The sequence below is a fragment of the Allobosea sp. P4_C6 genome (genome assembly GCF_056402015.1).
This window is the reverse complement of the sequence record NZ_JBFUIF010000002.1, coordinates 165,543-185,767: the sequence shown is the minus strand read 5'-3', so window position 1 is coordinate 185,767 and position 20,225 is coordinate 165,543. Positions and strand designations below refer to the sequence as shown.

The 20,225-nt window shown below is 67.2% G+C and carries 19 protein-coding genes; 11 read left to right on the top strand and 8 right to left on the bottom strand.

Going from position 1 to position 20,225, the window contains the following annotated elements; genetic code table 11:
- The first annotated feature begins 12 nt into the window (after window positions 1-12).
- Window positions 13-258 carry a hypothetical protein gene (locus AC1DVA_RS02620; protein WP_265054149.1) on the top strand — a complete coding sequence of 82 codons (246 nt, stop codon included), beginning with the start codon at window positions 13-15 and terminating at the stop codon, window positions 256-258.
- A gap of 52 nt (window positions 259-310) precedes the next feature.
- Complete coding sequence (locus AC1DVA_RS02615; protein WP_265054148.1) at window positions 311-439, top strand: hypothetical protein; 129 nt, start codon at window positions 311-313, stop codon at window positions 437-439.
- Window positions 440-525: 86 nt separating this feature from the next.
- Here the strand turns inward: AC1DVA_RS02615 and AC1DVA_RS02610 are convergent, their stop codons facing one another.
- Both AC1DVA_RS02610 and AC1DVA_RS02605 read right to left on the bottom strand, forming a co-directional pair.
- Window positions 526-1,473 (bottom strand): 50S ribosomal protein L11 methyltransferase, encoded by a 948-nt coding sequence (locus AC1DVA_RS02610; RefSeq protein WP_265054147.1) that lies wholly within the window; start codon window positions 1,471-1,473, stop codon window positions 526-528.
- Window positions 1,474-1,725: 252 nt separating this feature from the next.
- Window positions 1,726-2,481 (bottom strand): SDR family oxidoreductase, encoded by a 756-nt coding sequence (locus tag AC1DVA_RS02605; protein ID WP_476804871.1) that lies wholly within the window; start codon window positions 2,479-2,481, stop codon window positions 1,726-1,728.
- Window positions 2,482-2,583: 102 nt separating this feature from the next.
- Between AC1DVA_RS02605 and AC1DVA_RS02600 the strand changes: the two genes are divergently transcribed.
- Window positions 2,584-3,003 (top strand): winged helix-turn-helix transcriptional regulator, encoded by a 420-nt coding sequence (locus tag AC1DVA_RS02600; RefSeq protein WP_476804870.1) that lies wholly within the window; start codon window positions 2,584-2,586, stop codon window positions 3,001-3,003.
- Window positions 3,004-3,007: 4 nt separating this feature from the next.
- Here the strand turns inward: AC1DVA_RS02600 and AC1DVA_RS02595 are convergent, their stop codons facing one another.
- Complete coding sequence (locus AC1DVA_RS02595; protein WP_476804869.1) at window positions 3,008-3,430, bottom strand: GNAT family N-acetyltransferase; 423 nt, start codon at window positions 3,428-3,430, stop codon at window positions 3,008-3,010.
- A 312-nt stretch (window positions 3,431-3,742) separates the two neighbouring features.
- Here AC1DVA_RS02595 and AC1DVA_RS02590 point away from each other — a divergent pair, with 312 nt between their 5' ends.
- Together AC1DVA_RS02590 and AC1DVA_RS02585 are read left to right on the top strand one after the other, a co-directional pair.
- Window positions 3,743-5,197 carry a hypothetical protein gene (locus AC1DVA_RS02590; RefSeq protein WP_476804868.1) on the top strand — a complete coding sequence of 485 codons (1,455 nt, stop codon included), beginning with the start codon at window positions 3,743-3,745 and terminating at the stop codon, window positions 5,195-5,197.
- On the top strand, window positions 5,194-5,814 hold the full coding sequence (locus tag AC1DVA_RS02585; protein WP_265054127.1) for a hypothetical protein: 621 nt from the start codon (window positions 5,194-5,196) through the stop codon (window positions 5,812-5,814). The genes AC1DVA_RS02590 and AC1DVA_RS02585 overlap by 4 nt, the downstream gene beginning before the upstream one ends.
- Window positions 5,815-5,850: 36 nt before the next feature.
- Here AC1DVA_RS02585 and AC1DVA_RS02580 read toward each other — a convergent pair whose 3' ends face one another.
- Window positions 5,851-8,241, bottom strand: a complete 2,391-nt coding sequence (locus tag AC1DVA_RS02580; RefSeq protein ID WP_472841030.1) for an ATP-dependent helicase — start codon at window positions 8,239-8,241, stop codon at window positions 5,851-5,853.
- 115 nt (window positions 8,242-8,356) lie between these two features.
- Here AC1DVA_RS02580 and AC1DVA_RS02575 point away from each other — a divergent pair, with 115 nt between their 5' ends.
- Window positions 8,357-10,006: an acyl-CoA dehydrogenase family protein gene (locus AC1DVA_RS02575; protein ID WP_476804867.1), complete on the top strand. Its 1,650-nt coding sequence runs from the start codon at window positions 8,357-8,359 to the stop codon at window positions 10,004-10,006.
- A 59-nt stretch (window positions 10,007-10,065) separates the two neighbouring features.
- Here the strand turns inward: AC1DVA_RS02575 and msrB are convergent, their stop codons facing one another.
- Window positions 10,066-10,500, bottom strand: coding sequence for a peptide-methionine (R)-S-oxide reductase MsrB (msrB, locus tag AC1DVA_RS02570; protein WP_476804898.1), 435 nt, complete (start codon window positions 10,498-10,500; stop codon window positions 10,066-10,068).
- 199 nt (window positions 10,501-10,699) lie between these two features.
- On the opposite strand from msrB, the gene AC1DVA_RS02565 reads away from it, so the two are divergent.
- The 3 genes from AC1DVA_RS02565 (at window position 10,700) to AC1DVA_RS02555 (ending at window position 13,489) form a co-directional block, all read left to right on the top strand.
- Window positions 10,700-11,965, top strand: a complete 1,266-nt coding sequence (locus tag AC1DVA_RS02565; protein ID WP_476804866.1) for a BtaA family protein — start codon at window positions 10,700-10,702, stop codon at window positions 11,963-11,965.
- The gene (locus AC1DVA_RS02560) at window positions 11,962-12,627 is read left to right on the top strand and encodes a class I SAM-dependent methyltransferase (protein WP_476804865.1); all 666 of its coding nucleotides are present in this window, start codon (window positions 11,962-11,964) and stop codon (window positions 12,625-12,627) included. Before AC1DVA_RS02565 ends, AC1DVA_RS02560 begins: the two co-directional genes overlap by 4 nt.
- A 64-nt stretch (window positions 12,628-12,691) precedes the next feature.
- A complete protein-coding gene (locus tag AC1DVA_RS02555; RefSeq protein WP_476804897.1) occupies window positions 12,692-13,489 on the top strand; it encodes a potassium channel family protein in 798 nt (265 codons plus the stop codon).
- A gap of 12 nt (window positions 13,490-13,501) precedes the next feature.
- Here AC1DVA_RS02555 and AC1DVA_RS02550 read toward each other — a convergent pair whose 3' ends face one another.
- Window positions 13,502-14,068, bottom strand: coding sequence for a thioesterase family protein (locus AC1DVA_RS02550; protein WP_265054124.1), 567 nt, complete (start codon window positions 14,066-14,068; stop codon window positions 13,502-13,504).
- A gap of 203 nt (window positions 14,069-14,271) precedes the next feature.
- On the opposite strand from AC1DVA_RS02550, the gene AC1DVA_RS02545 reads away from it, so the two are divergent.
- Both AC1DVA_RS02545 and AC1DVA_RS02540 read left to right on the top strand, forming a co-directional pair.
- Complete coding sequence (locus AC1DVA_RS02545) at window positions 14,272-15,711, top strand: FAD-binding oxidoreductase (protein WP_476804864.1); 1,440 nt, start codon at window positions 14,272-14,274, stop codon at window positions 15,709-15,711.
- A gap of 137 nt (window positions 15,712-15,848) precedes the next feature.
- Window positions 15,849-19,448 (top strand): AsmA family protein, encoded by a 3,600-nt coding sequence (locus AC1DVA_RS02540; RefSeq protein ID WP_476804863.1) that lies wholly within the window; start codon window positions 15,849-15,851, stop codon window positions 19,446-19,448.
- Between the two features lie 349 nt (window positions 19,449-19,797).
- On the opposite strand, the gene AC1DVA_RS02535 is transcribed toward AC1DVA_RS02540, so the two are convergent.
- Together AC1DVA_RS02535 and AC1DVA_RS02530 are read right to left on the bottom strand one after the other, a co-directional pair.
- Window positions 19,798-20,022 (bottom strand): ribbon-helix-helix domain-containing protein, encoded by a 225-nt coding sequence (locus AC1DVA_RS02535; protein ID WP_265054121.1) that lies wholly within the window; start codon window positions 20,020-20,022, stop codon window positions 19,798-19,800.
- Entirely contained in the window at window positions 20,019-20,219 is a 201-nt protein-coding gene (locus AC1DVA_RS02530; RefSeq protein ID WP_476804862.1) for a DUF4169 family protein, read from the bottom strand. The genes AC1DVA_RS02535 and AC1DVA_RS02530 overlap by 4 nt, the downstream gene beginning before the upstream one ends.
- Window positions 20,220-20,225 lie beyond the last annotated feature (6 nt).

Below are 20,225 nucleotides of genomic sequence, written 5' to 3'. Positions count from 1 at the left end.
GGAGATAGACCCATGACCTATGTGCTGAACAATGCCGACGTGCTGCCCGTACCGGTGGTGGCCGAAGCCAAGGCTCGCAAGGCCGATACGCCCAGCCTGATGCAGCGCCTCTATGCCGCGCTGATCGAGAGCCGCATGCGCTCCGCCACCCGCGAGCTGCGCGCCCGCAACCTCCTCGTCAACGAGGCCGAGATGGTCCTGGGCGGCTACCCGTCCGCGACGCTGTCGGGCGACGTCTCGCTGCCTTTCAACCGCTGAATTCGGGCTGCTGCGGCCCTGCCGCGCGCCGGCAACTTTCAGGATCCGAACCATGATCGCCATCATCAAGCATATCGCCGAACAAATCGCCGACGCGGCGAAGTTCACCGCTGCCGTCTGGCACGACGCCCGCAGCCTGCAGGCCGAGGCCGAGCGCAAGTACGGCCATATCGGCTTCTGAACTGAACGGGTAACGACCTCGCGCTTCTAGCGGCAGTGGATCGGAAGGGGCTTCGCCTCTTCGGTCCGGTGCTCTGGCGCAGGAGGTCAGGCAGGGCGGCGGGGCCTTGGGGCTGCGCCGCCTTTTTTCATGACCAGCGTCGCCCAGCCTTCGCGCAGCGAGTGGCTTGCGAGATAGACGCCCTGATGCCGATAGGCGGAGACCACGCCGGCAACGTCCATGGCGAGCAGCCCGGACAGGATCAGCGTACCCTGCGGCGCCAGCACGCGCGCGATCGAGGGCGCGAGACGCCTCAGCGGCCCGGCCAGGATATTGGCGAGGACGAGGTCGAAACGGCCCGGCCGGTTCGCCTTGGCATGGCGCAGGCCCGGCGCGACATAGAGATCGAGCGCGCGGGGCGCGTGGTTGAGCCGGGCATTATGGGCGGAGACCTCGACCGCGACGGCATCGATATCGCCGGCGACGACCTTGCGCTTGATCTGCTTGGCGAGCGCCAATGCCAGAATCCCGGTGCCGGTGCCGACATCGATGCCGAAACGGGGCCGGCGCTTCTTCATTTCGGCATCGAGCGCCAGCAGGCAGCCGGCCGTGGTGCCGTGATGGCCGGTGCCGAAGGCGAGCGCCGCCTCGATCTCGATCGCGACGTCGTTGACGCGCACGGTCTCCCGGTCATGGGCGCCGTGGACGAGGACGCGGCCGGCGCGCACGGGTTTCAGCCCGTCGAGGCTCGCCGCAACCCAATCGCGCGTGTTCACGGTGGTGAAGGGTGTCGTGTCGACCAGACCGCCGACGATCGGCCTGAGCAGGTCGCGCACCGCCTCTTCGTCCGGGTGCTGGGCGAAGTAGATCTCGACCTTCCAGGGCGCATTCAGCGAGAGCGTGGTGACGCCGTCCTCGATCTCGAAGGCCGAAATCGCGGTCTCGGTCGGGTCGAAGATCTCGCCGAGCAATTCGGTCAGGGCCCGAGCCTTCTCGCCCGAGGTGGAGAGTTCGAAGACGGTCGCAACCGTCGCTGGCAGGAGGCCTTCGCGCATGCGGTGGCATTAGCAGGGCGGGGCAAGGTTGTCATGCGCTGCCGGCGAAGGGTCCTTCGGAGAAAGTACAGGCTCGGCCAGCGCGGGAAACCATCTCCTGGAGGGAGAGGGCAGGGTGAGGGGTAGGCCGCTAACCCATTGCCGCGCAGCGGTAAGCCCCGCTTTGCCGGTCCAACGGTCGACACCTCAGCCCTGCCCCTCTCCTTGCAGGAGAGGGTTCGCCACGCCCCTTTCCTAAGGTTGCGCTTGTTTTCAGGCGTGCTGGGCGTTCAGCGCGGCGAAGATGTTGGCGAAGGTGCCTGTCGCCTCGGCGAAGCGCAGCGGCTTGCAGCGCTCGACGATCACCTCGGCGGCCTCCGGCCGGGTCTCCAGGATCGCCATCACCTCCGCGATGAAATCGGCCAGCGGCATCGCGGCGGGATCGACCGCCTGATGCGAGCCGAGGAGTTCGGTCTGGACATAGGGCGGGGCGATCTCGATGACCCCGACCGACGTATTCTTGAGCTGCTCGCGCAGGCCGATCGACCAGGAATGGATCGCTGCCTTGGTCGCGCTGTAGGTCGGGGTTCCCGCCAGCGGCACGAAGGCGAGGCCGGAGGAGACGGTCAGGACCGTCGCATTCCGCTGCTTCAGCAAATGCGGCAGCAGCGCCGTGGTGAGGCGGATCGGACCGAGCAGGTTGGTCGCGATCGTCTCCTCGGCGATGGCGAGATTATCGGCGGCCGGGACGTTCTCGGGCTTCATGATGCCGGCGTTGTTGAGGACGGCGTTGAGCTTCGGAAAGCGCTCGACGATCTGCCTGGCGAAGGCCTCGATATCGGCCTTGTCCTGAATGTCGAGCAGCATCGAGGCCATGCCGGGATTGGCGGCGGTGACCTCGTCGAGGACGCTTTCGCGACGCCCCGCGATGATGACCTGGTTGCCCTTGGCGTGAAGGGCCTCGGCCAGTGCCCGGCCGATGCCGGAGCCGCCGCCGGTGATCAGGATGGTGTTTCCGGAGATGTGCATCGCAAGTCCCTTTCGTGGTTGCGTGACACCAGTTGGCACCCTTACTCTTCAATGGAAAGAAGGCGCGTAGAAGTTCCATACGCACCAAAAGGAGAGTGTCGGATGCAGGCGATCCGCAGTGCCATGGGCGCGATGCATGCCAGGAGCGACGCGCTGCCGCCGGTGAGCCCGGCCGTGGAGTCGCTGGTGCGCCAGGTGATCGCGCAGATCGCCGACAAGTGGACGATGCTGGTGCTGGAAGCGCTGGAGGAGCGGGGCACGCTGCGCTTCACCGAGGTGGGGCGCAGTGTCGGCGGCATCAGCCAGAAGATGCTGACCAAGACGCTGCGGGAGATGGAACGCGACGGGCTGGTCGTGCGCACCGTCCATCCGGTGATCCCGCCGCATGTCGACTACACGCTGACCGAGCTCGGCCGCGAGCTCAGCGCCGCCTTCTGCGGGGTCTGGGTCTGGGCGGAGACCTACTACCCGCAGGTCTCGGCGGCGCGGAAGGCCTTTCGCGAGCGGGAGAACGGCGCTTGAGCGCTCAGAGGTCCTTGGTCAGGTAGACCCGGGTCGCGCCGGGCGGCTTCGGTGCGATCTCACCGAAAACCTGCCATCCCAGCTTCTTGTAGAACTCCGGCGCCTGGAAGCTGATGGTGTAGAGCACGGCCTTGCTGCAGCCGCGCCGCCGGCCTTCCTCCTCCGCCATGGCGAGGATGCGGCTGCCGACGCCCGAGCCGCGCAGGCTCTTCGGCAGATAGAAGAAATCGATGAAGAGCAGGCCGAGCGCGCTGCGGCCCATGAGCCCGCCGATCGGCTCGCCGCTCTCGGGATCATCGACGCGGATCGTCAGCGTCTGGCGATCGTTCCGGCCGATCTTTTCGTCGTTGTAGTTTCGCAGGCCGTTATGGAGGACGTCGCGAAGAGCATCGTCCTCGGCGTCGGTCAGCGCGATCTGGGGAGTCATAGTCGGTTGTTTCTTCAGAGAATCGGCAGCTTAGGCGCCGCTTCTACTCCGCTGCTGGCTGTAGCGATACATCCGGAGCCGGGATCAGGGCGATGGCGTGCCGGGTCTCGGCCGGGATGCCTCCGGTGTCGGTTCAAGCCGACGGTCGCCAGCGATCCCCGGCAGGATCGTTGCACAAGTCGATTCCGTGTCTATGCGATGCCTGACGTAAATGTCGGTGCCGGGTTGCATCACAAAGTTTCATGCAACTTATAGTTGTATTTTTGACATTGGGCTCGTAATCATCGTCGCTCTGGAAAAGGGGGCAACATGATGAGAGCTTTTGCGCTGGCAGCCACTGCAGGTCTCGTCGCTTTTGCGACGGCTCCCGCGATTGCTCTGCCGAAGATCGAATCCTCGACGCGGGCGAACGGAGTGGTCGCCTTTCAGGACGAGGCGGATCCGAAGCAATTTCATATCTATCCTGAGCGAATTCCGCTCGTGCTCGGCCTGACATTGTCCGATCCCTCGGTGAAATACTGGGGCATCGGAGCGCCATTCAGGCAGAAGGATCCCGAGTACGGCCTGTATGTGCCGATCGTCGGGGCAACCATCTCGGGTCTGGCCACGGTCACGATCACGCCCGATCAGGAAACTGCGATCCGCGCTGCCATCAAACGCGATTTCGAGGTCGACACGCCGAAGCTCGCCAATCTCGATGGCAAGACCAAGAGCATCGAGCCGGTTTACGCCGCCACCTCGCTCGGCATCAAAGGTAACGGTGATTCAGTCTTTCCGCCCGCGTTTCGCTTCGGTTCGTCCTTCAATTTCGTCGTGGGTTCGCCCGACAGCCACACTTTCGCGTCCTATGTGGCGCAACGCATTCGCGACCAGCCCGACATCACGCCGGATTCGAGCTTCGGTGTGAACCTGGTTGCTACCTCGCAGTTCAGGGGCGCTCCGTGGAGCGTCAGCTGCAAGGCGGATCTCCAGAAGGTCTGGAAGGAGGTGCGGCAGCGCTATAACGGCTCGGGCGGGTACGGATGGTTCGGCATGACGGCCGACTATCAGTCGATCCAGCAGGATCTGTTCCGCAGCAAGCTCATCGATTGCGATCTGAAGGAAGGAGACCTGGAGGCGAAGGAAAAAGGCGCCCAGCTGTTCCAGATCGCGAAGGACGCGCTGACATCGATCAACGACCCCGACAACGAGTTCTTCCGCTTTCAACCCAATCCGCAGGCTGCGGCCAATGGCGGGGCTGCGCAAGGACCGTGGCTGGTCTCGCTGAACCTCGCCTACAGCTCCGCCAGCCTGAAGGACAAGATCGAATGGAAGCAGACCTTCACGTTCAACCCGACCGTCGAACGCGATATGCCGGTCTCGCTCACGCTGGCGGTCAAATGCGATGTGAATACAGAGCAATACTTCAAGGAGCTTGAAGTATCCGAGCCTTGCATAACCGCGAAGAAGGCAAATTTCATCAAAGAGTGGACCAGCCGCGAAAACGAGCTCAAGCAGGCCAAACTGATCGAGGTCATGAGCAATCCGAATCTGTCGGACAAACAGAAGAAGGATCTGGTCAAATTCTACAGCAAGATCTCGCTCAGCGATTCCGCCATGAAGGTTGCGGCCAGCGGCCTTTCCAGCAAGGATAGCGCCAGCATCCTCAAGACGGCGCCGACGTCTGAGTATTTCATCGGTCTTTCGGACGACTTCTTCGAGCAGCTTGAGCGGTTGGTCGCGCGGGGAAGCTCGGTCAAGGACGCGGTCAAGGCATTGAGCAAATGACCGCTTCGCACGGGAAGCCCGGCTCCGGACTTGCCGTTGCGTCGATCGCCTGGCTGCTATCGTGCAGCCTCGCGATCGGTGCGGACGCGCCCCAGCAATGCAGGATTTTCGGCGCTGGCCGCATCCCCGACAAGCTCGAGGCTTTCGTGCAGTCCGGCGTCGGGCTGCCGCCGCCTTGCGTGAACAACAAATGCTGCATCGACATGAAGTTCCACGAGATCGCCGTCGTCAGGAAGCTGGAGCCGGTCTCCGTATGGACGCGGGCGGTCTTTTTCGACCGGCTCGACACCGGCATTCCGGACAAGCAGATCCGGGTTTCGGTCGTCGACGTCAACGGGATGGAGATCGGGGGATCGAGCGCTCACTATACGATCACCAATGGCGACATCATCACCGACAAGAACGGCTTCAGCTATTTGCCGGTCGTGCTGCAGTTTTCCCCCGACGCGCCGACGGCAAACATCTATGCGCTGAGGTTCGGCTATGCCGATCGGGGGCCGATCTCATATAGCTACGGCCCGTACTTCTACGTGAAGGAACCGGCCGAAGCTGCGTCGACCACCCGCGACAAGCTGTTCCTGCGAGGATTTACAGCGATCAGCGGGCTTGGCCCCTAGCGACGGGTGCCACTGCAAGGTGGCGCGTCGCCGCCATCACCCGGCCTTCTGCACGAAGCTATCCAGCACCATCTTCCGCCCGGCCTTGTCGAAATCGACGGTGAGCTTGTTGCCGTCGACGCTGGCGACGGAGCCGGGGCCGAACTTGACGTGGAAGACGCGGGCGCCCTCGCCATAGGCGGATTCGCCTGATGATTTGGCGGTGAGCTCGCCCTCGATCAGTAGTGGGCCGCGCTGGCGCGAGCCTGAGCCTGAGCCTGAACCGAAGCCGCCCGAGCCGAAACCGCGGCCGCTCTCGGAGAAGCCGCTGCCGCCGCCGTTCTTGGCCCGGTTCTCCTGCGCGCGCTGCCAGCCCGGCGTGTTGTAGCTGGAGCCGAAGCTCTCCATCCGGTCGAAGCGCGAAGCGCCGTAGCCGCCTTGGCTATAGCTGTTCGGAGCCTGCTCGACCTCGACATGCTCCTCCGGCAGTTCGTCGATGAAGCGGGAGGGCAGGCTGGTCTGCCAAAGGCCGTGGATGCGCCGGTTCGAGGCGAAATAGAGCTTCAGCTTCTTGCGGGCGCGGGTCAGGCCGACATGGGCGAGGCGGCGCTCCTCTTCCAGACCGGCGCGGCCGCTCTCGTCGAGCGCGCGCTGGTTGGGGAAGAGCCCTTCCTCCCAGCCGGGCAGGAAGACGGTGTCGAACTCCAGCCCCTTGGCGGCGTGCAGCGTCATGATCGAGACGCGGGCGCCGGATTCGCCGTCGGCGACATCCATCACCAGCGAGACGTGCTCGAGGAAGGCCGGCAGGTCCGGGAACTCGTCGAGCGAGCGCACGAGCTCCTTGAGGTTTTCGAGGCGCCCGGCGGCATCGGCCGAGCGGTCCTTCTTCCACATCTCGGTGTAGCCGGACTCCTCCAGCACCAGTTCGGCTAGCTCGCCCTGCGGCATGTGCTCGGCGCGGGCCGACCAGCGGCCGAAGGCCTCGACCAGTTCGCGCAGCGCCGTGCGGGCCTTGGGCTTCAGCTCGTCGCTCTCGACCGCGGCGCGGGCCGACTGCAGCAGCGAGAAGCCGGTGGCGCGAGCGTGGTTGTGCAGGAGCTGGACGGTGGCGTCGCCGAGGCCGCGCTTGGGGACATTGACGATGCGCTCGAAGGCGAGATCGTCGGTCGACGATACCACGCAGCGCAGATAGGCCAGCGCATCGCGGATTTCGGCGCGCTCGTAGAAGCGCGGGCCGCCGATCACGCGATAGGGCACGCCGGCCTGGACGAAGCGCTCCTCGATCTCGCGCATCTGAGCGGAGATGCGGACGAGCACCGCGGCCTGGCCGAGATCCTGGCCCTTGGACTGCATCGCCTCGATCTCGTCGGAGACCAGGCGGGCTTCCTCCTGGCTGTCCCAGGCACCGGTGATGGTGACCTTCTCGCCGAGCGCATCCTCGGTGCGCAGCGTCTTGCCGAGGCGGCCCTCGTTGCGGGCGATGAGCTTGGAGGCGGTGGCGAGAATATGGCCGGTCGAGCGGTAGTTGCGCTCCAGCCGGATCACGGTCGCGCCCGGAAAATCGTGCTCGAAGCGCAGGATGTTGTCGACCTCGGCGCCGCGCCAGCCATAGATCGACTGGTCGTCGTCGCCGACGCAGCAGATGTTGCGGCGGCCCTGCGCCAACAGGCGCAGCCAGAGATACTGCGCCGTGTTGGTGTCCTGGTACTCGTCGACGAGGATGTAGCGGAAGCGGTCGTGATAGGTCTGGAGTACGTCCGGATAGTCGCGAAACAGCGTCAGGCAGTGCAGCAGGAGATCGCCGAAATCGACGGCGTTCAGCGCCTTCAGTCGCTCCTGATAGGCGGCGTAGAGCTTGCCGCCCTTGCCGTTGGCGAAGACGGCGGCCTCGCCGGGCGCGACGTCCTTGGGGCTAAGGCCGCGGTTCTTCCAGCTGTCGATGAAGCCCGCCAGCATGCGGCCGGGCCAGCGCTTCTCGTCGATGCCCTCGGCCTGGATCACCTGCTTCATCAGGCGGATCTGGTCGTCGGTGTCGAGGATGGTGAAGTCGCTGCGCAGGTCGAGCAGCTCGGCATGGCGGCGCAGCAGCTTGGCCGAGATCGAGTGGAAGGTGCCGAGCCAGGGCATGCCCTCCGCCACCGGGCCGACGAGATGGGCGACACGCTCCTTCATCTCCCGCGCCGCCTTGTTGGTGAAGGTGACGGCGAGGATCTGCGAGGGGTAGGCGCGGCTGGTCGAGATCAGATGACCGATGCGGGTGGTGAGCACGCGGGTCTTGCCGGTGCCGGCGCCGGCGAGCACGAGCACCGGGCCTTCCGTCGCCTCGACAGCCTGGCGCTGCTCCGGGTTCAGCCCGGCGAGATAGCCGGCCGCCGGCTGCGCCGCGGCGCGCGCGGCCAGTCCGCCGGGGCGGGGCAAGGGAGCGGAAAAGGCGTCGGTATCGGACAAGGGTCTAAGCTGCTCGTGCGTGATTCGTTCTCCGGCAAATATAGGGCGTCGATGTCAGGATTGCGCCCTGCCGGAGCGATCATTTTATATCCCGTTCCACAGGGAGGTGGCAGCAATGGCCGAGCATGGCAACGACGGGCGCTGGGAGGTCACCAATCAGGTGCCTGTGCTGGCGGATTACGATGCATTCGCCGCCGATCCAGTGCTGCCCCGTATCGTCGCGGCCTTCGGTGCCGATTGGGCAAGCGCCCGGCTGCATGAGGTTGGGCGCACGGTCGGCTCCAGCCGCGTGCAGGAGCTCGCCTATCTCGCCAACCGCCATACGCCGGAGCTTCGGGCCTTCGACCGCTTCGGCAACCGCATCGACGAGATCGCCTTCCATCCGGCCTGGCATGAACTGATGGGCCTTGCCATTGGGCAGGAGACGCATGCGTTGGCCTGGAACCAGCCCGAACCCGGCGCGCAGGTGGCAAGGGCCGCCCTGCAATATCTCTGGTACGGCGCGGAGAGCGGCATCTGCTGCCCGATCAGCATGACCTATGCCGCTGTGCCCGTGCTGAAGCAGGATGCTGCGCTCTGGGAGCAGTGGGGTTCGCTCGTTACGTCCAACCGTTACGATCCGAGGCAGGGGCCAGCGCATCTGAAGACGGGCGCGACCGTCGGCACGGCGATGACGGAGACGCAAGGCGGTTCGGATCTGCGCCAGACACAGACGGTGGCCGAGGATAATCGCGACGGCACATTCTCGCTGCATGGCCGGAAATGGTTCTTCTCGGTGCCGCATTCCGACGCCTTCCTGACGCTGGCGCGAACGAAGGAGGGCATCTCCTGCTTCGCTGTGCCGGGATGGCTGCCTGACGGAGCGCGCAACGGCGTCGCGATCCAGCGGCTCAAGGACAAGGTTGGCAACCGCTCGAATGCGTCGTCCGAGGTCGAGTTCCGGGGAGCCATCGGGCACCTGATCGGCGAGCCGGGACGTGGCATCCGCACCGGGCTCTCGATGAACCATAATTCGCGGCTCGACATCGCGGCGGCGTCCTCCGGCCTGATGCGGATGGCGGTGTCGCTGGCGGCCCATCATGCGCAGCACCGGCGCGCCTTCCAGAAGGCTCTGATCGACCAGCCGATCATGCAGAACGTGCTCGCCGATCTCGCCATCGAGGCCGAGGCGGCCGCATGGCTCGCATTCCGGTTCTTCGCGGCGCTCGATCGGCAGGAGACGTCCGAGAGCGAGCGCCTGCTGGCGCGGGTGGGCGCGCCGATCGCGAAATACTGGATCACGCGGCGGGCGCCCGCCGTCGTCACCGAGGCTTTGGAATGCCATGGCGGCAACGGGTTCATCGAGGAGAACCCGATGGCGCGGCTTTACCGCGAGGCGCCACTCAACGCCATCTGGGAAGGCTCGGGCAACGTCATCTGCCTCGACGTGCTGCGCTCGCTGACGCGGGAGGAGGGGGTGGTGGATGTGCTGCGGGCGGAGTTGCTGGCGGCTGCCGGGGCGGATCGACGCTATGACGCGGCGCTCAAGCGGCTGGAGGGCGATCTGCCGGAGCTGATGCGCAACGAGGGGCAGGCGCGGCGGCTGACGGAGAGGCTGGCGCTGCTGCTGCAGGGCTCGCTGCTGTTGCGGCATGCACCGGCGGAGGTCGCGGATGCCTTCATCGCGACGCGGCTTGGGGATGGCTGGTCGGGGCAGTTCGGCGATCTGCCGGTTTCGGTCGATGCGGCGGCGCTGGCGCGAAGGGCGGTGCCACGGGCTTCATAGAGCGCACCGTCATTCCGGGGCAGGCCGAAGGCCTGAGCCCGGAATGACGGCAGTAGGCTTCAAGCCGCTTCCGCCGCCTCGAAGTTCATCGCCACGCCGTTGATGCAGTAGCGCAGGCCGGTGGGCGGCGGGCCGTCCGGGAAGACGTGGCCGAGATGGCCGCCGCAATTGGCGCAATGCACCTCGGTGCGGACCATGCCGAACTTGCGGTCGTCGCTGGTCTCGACCGCGCCTTCCAACGGCTGGTCGAAGCTCGGCCAGCCCGTACCGCTCTCGAACTTCTTGCCGGATTTGAACAGCTTCTGGCCGCAGCCGGCGCAGGAGAAGGTGCCGGCGCGCTTCTCGAAGTTGAGCGCGCAGGAGCCGGCCCGCTCCGTGCCATGGCCGCGCAGGATCTGGTACTGCTCCGGCGTCAGCCGCGCGCGCCACTCTGCATCGGTCAGCTGGAACGGGAAGGTCTCGTCCGCCTTCTTCGGCTCGCCGAACATGCTCATCAGACCCATTGCGATCTCCTTTCAGCGGGCGGTGGGGCCGCCATCCGTCTCGTGCCTCGCAATATGGCGACTCGCCGGCCGGATTTCACCCCTCGGCCTGCCCCGCTATTTCACGATGCTGTGGCACTTTGGCGGGCTTCGTCACCTGACCGTCACGCGACTCCTCTAGCAGCCCCGCCACCCGCAGAGGGAGGAAACCGTGACGCAACAAGCGACACAGACGGCGCGTGCCGCGCGCCGCATGACCAGTTCGGGGCTCGGCTCGGCGGTCCGGCGCAGCAAGACGCTCTCGAAGGCCGGCATGCTGGAATGGCTGTTCGCGCGGGCCTTCTCGGGTCTGGTCTATCCGCAGATCTGGGAGGACCCGGTCGTCGACATGGCGGCGCTGCAGCTCAAGGCCGACGACCACGTCGTGGCGATCGCCTCGGGGTCCTGCAACATCCTCTCCTATCTAACGGCGGCGCCAGTCCGCGTGAGTGCCGTCGACCTCAACGGGGCGCATATCGCGCTCGGCCGGCTGAAGCTCGCGGCGCTGGCACGGCTGGAAAGCCATGAGACGTTCCTGCGCTTCTTCGGCCGGGCGAACGCGCGCGACAACATCGCGCTCTACGACCGCGAGATCGCGCCGCATCTCGATGCCGTCTCGCGCGGTTATTGGGAAGGCCGGGGGCTCAATGCCCGGCGCCGGATCAACCTCTTCGCCAACGGCTTCTACCGTTATGGGCTGCTCGGCCGCTTCATCGGCACGGGCCATGTGCTGGCGCGGCTGCTCGGGGGCAATCCCCGCGCGATGCTCGCCGCCCGCGACCTCGCGGAGCAGAGGGCGCTCTACGAGCGGCACCTCGCGCCGGTCTTCGAGCGCAGGCTGGTACGCTGGCTGGTGCGCCAGCCCGCCTCGCTCTACGGGCTCGGCATTCCGCCGGCGCAGTACAAGGCGCTCGCCGCCGATGGCGAGGACGGCATCCTCGGCGCGCTGAAGCTGCGGCTCGAACGCCTCGCCTGCGATTTCGACCTGAAGGACAACTACTTCGCCCAGCAGGCCTTCGGGCGGCGCTATGGCGAGGGGCCCGATGCGGCGCTGCCGCCCTATCTGCAGCCGGCCCATTTCGCGACGGTCAAGGCGCGCGCCTCGAACGTGTCCTATCGCCAGACCCCGGTCACGGCGTTGCTGGAGGACCAGCCGGCCGAGAGCTGCGACGCCTATGTGCTGCTCGATGCGCAGGACTGGATGAACGACGCCGACCTGACGGCGCTGTGGTCGCAGATCACGCGCACGGCGCGTCCGGGCGCGCGGGTGATCTTCCGCACGGCCGCCGACGAGCGCCTGCTGCCGGGACGGGTACCGGCCGCGATCCTCGACCAGTGGCGCTACGAGGAAGAGCGTAGCCGCGAACTGTGCCGGCAGGACCGTTCCGCGATCTATGGCGGCTTCCACCTCTATGTCCTGAAGGGGCAGGCCCGATGAGCGCGGCCGAGGCATCGGCCGGCACCGCCGCCGGGCTGATGGACCGGATCTACCGGCATCAGCGCCATATCTACGATGCCAGCCGGAAGTTCTACCTGCTCGGGCGCGACCAGTTGATCGATGGCCTGCGGCCGCCATCCGGCGCGACCGTTCTGGAGATCGGCTGCGGCACCGGGCGCAACCTGATCCGGATCGCGCAGCGCTATCCGGACTGCGCCTGCTACGGGCTCGACGTCTCCGGCGAGATGCTGGCGACGGCGCGCGCGTCGGTAGCGCGTGCGGGACTGGAGGATCGGATCAGGCTTGCGCGGGCCGATGCCACTGATTTCGATCCGCAGGCCCTGTTCGGCCTGCCCGGCTTCGACCGGATCGTGATCTCCTATGCGCTGTCGATGATCCCGCCCTGGCAGGGTGTCGTCGTCGAGGCTTTGCGCCGTCTGGACGAGGGTGGGGCGCTGCACATCGTCGATTTCGGCGATCAGGATGGCTTGCCCGCGCCCTTCAAGGCGGTGCTGCTGCGCTGGCTCGGCCTGTTCCATGTCACGCCGCGGGAGGAACTGCCGGGAACCGTGCGGGCGCTCGCGGAGGCGGCCGGCGCCGATTGCCGGCTCGCCGCGCCCTATCGTGGCTATGCGGTCCACGCCGTCGCGACGCGCCGCTGAGATGCAGCCCGGCCGGCGGCGGCGCTGGTAGCGGCTCATCCGGCGAGCGCCTATGCTCGCCGCAATGGATGCCGCCGACGCCCCGCCCGAAGAGAGCCGTTTCGAAAGCCTTCGCGACCGGCTGCGCCAGCTCTATCACGGCCGGACGCCGGCGGCCCTGCGCTTCCAGGCGGTCACCACGATCGTCGATCTGCTGATCATCGCCTTCTTCGTCGCCACGCCGCTGCTACGGGAGCAGTCGACCTTCCTCTGGATCGACTATTCGGTCGCGGTGATCATGGTGGCGGAGATCGGGGCCCGGCTGCTCGCCTCGACCAACATGCTGCGGCTGCTGCGCCAGCCGACCATGCTGCTCGACCTGTTCATCCTGTCGACGTTGCTGGCGCCGCAATGGCTGGAGAATTTCGGCTTCCTGCGCATCCTGCGGCTTTGGTCGCTCTCGCATAAAGGCATCGTCTGGTCTCAGTTCCGCGCCACCCGCTTCCGCGAGTGGGAGAACGTCGTGCGGGCGCTGAGCAACATCGCGACCTTCCTCTTCGTCGTCACCGGCTTCGTCTACACCTTCTTCTTCCGGCAGGCGGGCGGGTTGGAGAGCTACGTCCAGGCGCTCTACTTCACGGTCGCCACCGTGACCACGACCGGGTTCGGCGACGTGACGTTGCCTGGTGTCGCCGGCAAGCTGACGTCGATCGCGGTGATGATCGTCGGGATCACGCTGTTCGTGCGGCTGGCGCAGGCGCTGTTTCGTCCCAACAAGGTGCTGTTTCCCTGCCCGGAATGCGCGCTGCAACGGCATGAGCCCGACGCAGTCTACTGCAAGGCCTGCGGGCACAAGCTGAAGATTCCCGACGAGGATGTCTGAGGCGCGGGCCGCTCAGTGGCGCGTTTCGATCTCGGTCTCGCGCTCTTCGGCCATCTCGCCGACCCGGATCGCCGATTTCCTGGGCATGCCGATGATGCGCCCGATCGTGGCCGGCACCTGCATCATGCCGTGGGCGGCCTTCATCAGGGCGATGTTCGCGAGAATGTCGGCCGGGAAGGGCACGACCCTGCGATGGAGCATATCGACATGAAGCGACAGGTTCTCGCTCGTCGCGGCGAGCCAGCCTTCATGGGCGTGGCGCATCTCGAGATAATAGTGCAGGCGCTTGTCGTCGAAGCCGATGAGCTGGGCGGTGACGCGGACGAGATCGCCTTCCGTCAGCTCGCGCTTGTAGAGGATGTGGCATTCCGCCGTGAAGGTGGAGGCGTGCCGCGTCTCGACATAGTCCCGGGTCAGGCCGACCAGCGAGAAGACCTCGTCGACCGCGCGATCGAACAGGACATGGTAGTAGGCCATGTTGAGATGGCCGTTATAGTCGATCCACTGCGGCTCGACCCGCATCGCCGAGGAGACGAAGGGTGCGAAGAACAGCGCCGGGGCGCGTGTATCGTGTTTCATGATCGCCTCCCTGTCAGGCGCCTCGATCAAGGGACGGCCGCATTATTGCGGATGCCCATTTTGTCGTCGCATGATCTACTATGCATCAATCGCAATCAGCGTCAGCACTTCGACCCGGCTGTTGCAGCCAGGATGATGTCAGACCGTAACCAATTGCGAAACCGATCTGTTCCAAGTCTAAGCGCCAAAACCGGATCTTGACAATGAGCCTGCCTGCCGCCGCCCTTCATGACAGCCCTGCCTCCGCCGCAGTGCTGCCGCCTTCTCCCGATGCCGTCGCAGCCGTGACGCAGGCGCTGGCCGCGCGCTTCGGCAACCGGCTGGTCACCAGCCTAGCGGTGCGCCAGCAGCACGGCCACACCCTGACCTGGATCCCGAACCAGCCGCCGGATGCCGTGGTCTTCCCGCAGAGCACGGAAGAGGTCTCCGAGATCGTGAAGCTCTGCGCCGCGCATGGCGTGCCGGTTATCGCTTTCGGTACAGGCACTTCGCTGGAAGGTCATGTCAACGCGCCCTTCGGCGGCGTCTGCATCGACATGTCGCAGATGAAGCGGATCATCGCCGTCCATGGCGAGGACCTCGACGTGGTGGTCGAGGCTGGCGTGACTCGCAAGGAGCTCAACGAGGATCTGCGCGACCAAGGCTTGATGTTCCCGATCGATCCCGGCGCGGACGCCTCGATCGGCGGCATGGCGGCGACGCGCGCCTCCGGCACCAATGCCGTCCGCTATGGGACGATGAAAGACAATGTTCTGGCGCTGACGGCGGTGATGGCTGATGGCTCCGTCGTCAAGACCTCGACGCGGGCCCGCAAGACCTCGGCCGGCTACGATCTCACGCGCCTGCTCGTCGGCTCTGAAGGCACGCTCGGCATCATCACCGAGGTGACGCTGAAGCTGCACGGCATCCCGGAGGCTATCGCCGCCGGCGTCTGCCCCTTCCCTTCGGTGAAGGCGGCCTGCGACGCGACGATCCTGACCATCCAGACCGGCCTGCCTGTCGCGCGCATCGAATTGCTCGACGACGTGATGATCCGCGGCGTCAATCTGCATGCCAAGCTCGGCCTGGCCGAGACGACGATGCTCTTCGTCGAGTTCCACGGCACGGAAGCCGGCGTTGCCGAGCAGTCCGAGCGCTTCGGCGAGATCGCTGCCGAATTCGGCGGCGGCCCCTTCGACTGGGCGACCAAGGCGGAGGACCGCTCCAAGCTCTGGCAGGCGCGCCATGACGCCTATTGGGCGGCCAAGGCGCTGAGGCCCGGCTTCGAGTCGGTGGCGACCGATGTCTGCGTGCCGATCTCGCAGCTCGCCGAATGCGTCGAAGAGACCAAGCGCGACATCGAGGCCTCCGGGCTGATCGCGCCGATCGCGGGCCATGTCGGCGATGGCAATTTCCACACCCAGCCGCTGGTCGACCTCAACGACGCAGGCGAGGTCGAGCGGGCGCAGGGCTTCATCGACCGGCTGGTCAAGCGCGCGCTCGCCATGGGCGGCACCTGCACCGGCGAGCATGGCGTCGGCCAGAAGAAGATGAAGTATCTCGAACAGGAACATGGGCCGGAGGCGCTCGCGGTGATGCGGACGCTGAAGCGGGCGCTCGATCCGCAGAACATCCTCAATCCCGGCAAAATCGTCGTCCTGTGACATCGGCGCGGCTTGCGCTGCCCGCGCCCTTCGCGAAAATGTCGTGATCCCGCCGCGACTTGCAGGCATGATCGCGCGCGGCTGCCGGTTTCCAACCGGCGCTACGCCATCTCGGCGACAGGGACAGAAAGCGAACGTTGCGTGAAAGCCTGACAGTTCTGGCCGGCCTGCTGGTGTTGGCGCTGCTGGCGGCCCTGATCGGCCCCGGCTTCGTCGACTGGCGGGCCTACCGGCCTCAGATCGAGGCCAGGCTGAGCGAGGCGCTTGGCGTCGAGACGCAGATCGGCGGCGCCATCGGCCTGCGCCTGCTGCCTTCGCCGCGCATCTCGCTTGAGAACGTCAGGATCGGCAGCGGCAACGGCGCCACGAGTTCGGCGACGGCCGAGCAGGTGACCGTCGAGCTGGCGCTGGCCGCGATGGCGCGCGGGGAGTTCCGCTTCTCCGAGGCCGAGATCGACGGCGCCGCGATCTCACTTGTTCTCGACGATGCCGGCGCAATCCAGATGCCCGCGCGAACGGGCAAGGGTCTCCCAACCGAGGCGCGGCTCGATCGTCTCCGGATCGGCCGTTCGGCCCTGGTCTGGCGGGAACCCGGCAAGCCGGCGGTCTCGCTGTCGCCCATCGCCGCCGAGGTGTCCGCGGTCAGCCTCGCCGGCCCCTGGCGCTTCGAAGGCGAGGTGGCCGGCGCCTCGCTGCGCGTGACCACGGGCGAACTGGAAGAGGGCGGCCGGCTGCGCACCAAAGCCTTTCTCACCGGCGAGGATCTGCAGCTCAATTTCGACGGTTCGCTGGTTCTGCCATCGGGGCAGGGTCGTGTCGGCGTCGAGCTCGATGGCGCCTTCGGTCTCTCGCCGGGCGGGGCCGTCGCGCTCTCGGGGAGGGTCAAGGGCGGCAGCCGCCAGCTCGATCTCGCCGGGCTCACGCTCGATCTCGCCGGTGGCGCCGCGCGGCTGGAGGGCGAGGGCCAGTATCTGCCCGGAAGGGGCGCCGGTTCGCTGGCGCTGCGCGCGCGCCGGCTCGATGCCGATGCGCTGATGGCGGCGCTGGCCGAGCGCCAGGGCTTCGAACGGGCCCTGCAGGGCCTGCCGGGCACGGTCGATGTCGGGCTCGACCTCGACCAGGTCATCTGGCGCGGCGAGGATTTCTCGGGCTTTGCCTTGCGCGGCCGCCTGCATGATGGGGGACTGAGCGATGCCTCCGCGTCGGTGCGCGTCGCCGGCGCGCTTGCCGGTGCGAGCGGGAGTATCAATGCGGACGGGGCTTCCGGGCGCATCAATCTGAAGGCCGAGGATGCGCGCCGGGTCGCGCTGGTGCTGGCGCGTGCTGGCCTCGATCCGGCGCTAGCGGATTTCGTCGCGGGGTTCGGGCGGATCGATGCCGACGCGCTCGGTTCATGGGCGGGCGAACGTGCCACATTCCAGCGTCTGCTGGTCGTCGGCTCCTCCGGCCTGCGGCTCGACGCCTCTGGCGAGGCTGGTCCGGCCCGGCTTGCCGCCAAGGCGACGGTGAGCGGGCTCGCGCTCGACGCCCTGCCGCCGGGCGCGAGCCTCGGTGGCCTGTTCAGGCAGCGCGACATCGCCCTCGACCTGACGCTCGCCAATGCGCGCTTCCGCAATGCCCCGCCGGGGTCGGCCAGCCTCGATCTGCGCCGGGAGGGCGATATCTGGCGGCTCAGCCGGCTTTCAGTGGACGGTTTCGGCGGGGTCAGTGTCACCGGCGCCGGCTCGCTTCTGGCCGAGGGCGGGGAGATCACCGGGCGAGTCCGTGCGCCGCGGTTCGAGACCCTGACGGCATTGGCCGGGCCGCTGCTGCCGGAAGCGGCCACGCAGGCCCTGATACGGGCAGGGGAAGGCTTGGCGCGGCTCGATGCCAGCTTCCGCCTGACGCGGGCAGCGTCCGGCGAGACGGCGCTCTCCGCCGAAGGCACAGCCGCAGCGGGAAAGCTGTCGATCAGCGGCCTGCTCGATCGCGCGGGCAACTGGAGCCGTGCCAATCTGGGCTTCGACCTTGCTGACCGTCGGCAGGCCTTCACGGCGCTCGGCCTGCCGACGCCGATGCAGGGCGGGGCCGGCAGGTTGGCGCTCGAACTGGGCCAAGGGCGGGCCGTCGGCTCTCTCGCCGGGCCGGGGCTTTCCATCGTCGTGGAGGACGGCGCAAGCGGGCCGCAGCTCTCGGTCCAAGCCGAGGGGCCGGGCCAGATCCTGGCCGAGGGACCCGCAAGGCTGCTGCCCGACGGCATCCTCGATGCGCATGCTCGCCTTGAGGTGACCAGCGAGGCGGTGAAGCTCGACGCCATCCGGGCAAATCTCGGCGGCATGGCTGCCAGCGGCGTCCTCACCCTGCCGCGCGAGGGGCGCTACACCGGCCGGATCGCGATCCCCTCAGCCGATCTGCGCCAGTTGATCGCGGCGTCGTTGGGGCCTGCACCGTCGTCGCCGGGGTCGATCTGGTCCACCGCCCGCTTCGGTCGCGTCGCCGGGTTGCCGGATATCGACATCGCCGTCGAGGCCGGCTCGCTTGCCGCTTTCGACGGCGGCACGATCCGCAATGCGAGCTTCGCCCTGCGCTCGGACCAGGACGGCCTGCGGGTCGACGACATCCGGGGCGCCTTCGGCGGCGGGCAGCTGGCGGGCAGGCTCAGCCTGCGGCGCGATGGCGGGCTTGCGCAGCTCAACGGGCGCTTGAGCGTGATGGCGATCGATCTCGGCGATCTGACCAAGGGCGCGGTCGGCGGCAAGGCTTCGGGTCAGATCGAGTTCGGCGGCTCGGGCGAGACCCCGGCAAGGCTGATCGCCGGCTTGAGCGGGGCCGGCAGCCTCGCGCTGTCGGAGACGCGCCTCGCCCGCTTCGACCCGAACGCTTATGCGCGCGTCATCGCCAGCACCGGCGAGGACGCCTCCGAGAGTGATGCGTCGCGCCTGCAGGACAGGATCGCCGCGGCCCTCGACCGCGACGCCTGGGCGCTTAGCGACGTGGCACTTCCCTTCACGCTGGCGGGCGGGCTGGTCCGGCTGCAGCCGTTCAGCTTCGAGCGCAACGGGTTGCGCGCCGAGGCGAGCGGCGCCGTCGATCTGCGCGCGCTCAATGCCGATCTCAGGCTCGGCCTCAAGCCGCTCGGCGCCTTGCCGAAGGGCTGGCCGGGCGATGCGCCACAGATCGGGATCGCCTGGCGCGGCCCCCTCTCGAACCTGCGGCGCGAGAGCGATGTCAGCGCTCTGTCGAACACCGTGGCGGCGCGGGCGCTGGCGCGCGAGATCGAGCGTGTCGAAGCCTTCGAGGCCGATGCGCGCGAACGCGCGATCCATGCCCGCCGGCTGCGGGCCGAGCGCGAGATGCGCGAGAACGAGCGCAAGCTCAACGAGTTCGTGAAGGCAGAGGAAGAGCGCCGCCTGGCCGAAGAGAAGCGGCAGGAAGAGGCGCGTCGAGTCGAGGAGCAGCGTCGCCAGGCCGAGGAGAAACGGGCCGAAGACGTGCGCCGTGTCGAGCAGGCACGGGCCGAAGTGGAGGCGCGTCGCCGGGCGGATGCCGAGGAGCGTGCGCGTGCCGCCGCCGAGCGAGCGGCCGCGCAATCGGCGCCGCCCCAGCCGCAGCCCGGCCCGCTGGTCCTGCCGGGCGCGCCGCGCAGCAGCTCCCCGGAAGGTGCGGTCCAACCTCCGACCGGCGGGACGGCCCCGCAACTGCCGCCGCCTTTCCAGATCGCGCCGGTGCCGCAGCCCCGCAACGTGCCGCCGAATTGAGATTCCGATTCAACCGCTTGGCAGGTTGATTCAGGATTTTAGCACAAGTATTTGAGGCGGTGTGCTTTTTGGCTGCCGCTGCGCCGCTGTCGGACGCGTCGGCTTCACGCAAAAACCCCCTGTCGTTCCGGGTTCGCGCCTGCGGCACGCCCCGGAACGACAGGGGCTCCGATCAGGAGCGATCCAGCAATTGCCACACGGCTTAAAGTCTGCTGCGTTTTCACGGAAAAGCGGGTCATCCCGGACGCAGCGAGCGCAGATCCGGGATCCATCGTAAGACGCTGCGTTCTACGATGGATCCCAGGACAAGCCCGGGATGACGGCGCGGTTTCGTAAATATCAGCAGGGTCTAAGGGCGGCCTGCCAAGCGGCGGTAATGCGCGAGGGCGTGCAGGCGCAGGGCGGAGGAGAGATTGAGCTCCCCCCGGCCGGAGTCGATGTCGGCGACCAGGGCGGCGACCGGGCGGCCTTCCGCCGCGGCGATCTCCTTCAGCGCATCCCAGAAGGCATCCTCCAGCGAGATGCTGGTGCGATGGCCGGCGATGCTGAGCGAGCGCTTGCGCTCGGGCTTCATGCCGGTTCCGGGTCCTTGTCGTCGCCGCCGAGCCTGTGCCCGTCGACATGGCGGGCGCTCTTGGCGCGCTCGGCTTCGGCAAGGCTGCGTTCGGCCTTGCTCAGGCCGAAGCTGATGCGGTTCTGCTCGGCCGTCTTCTCAGCCTCCGTGCGCGCCTTCTGCTTGCGGGCGCGGCGGAGGTTGATGATCTCGGCCATGAGCGA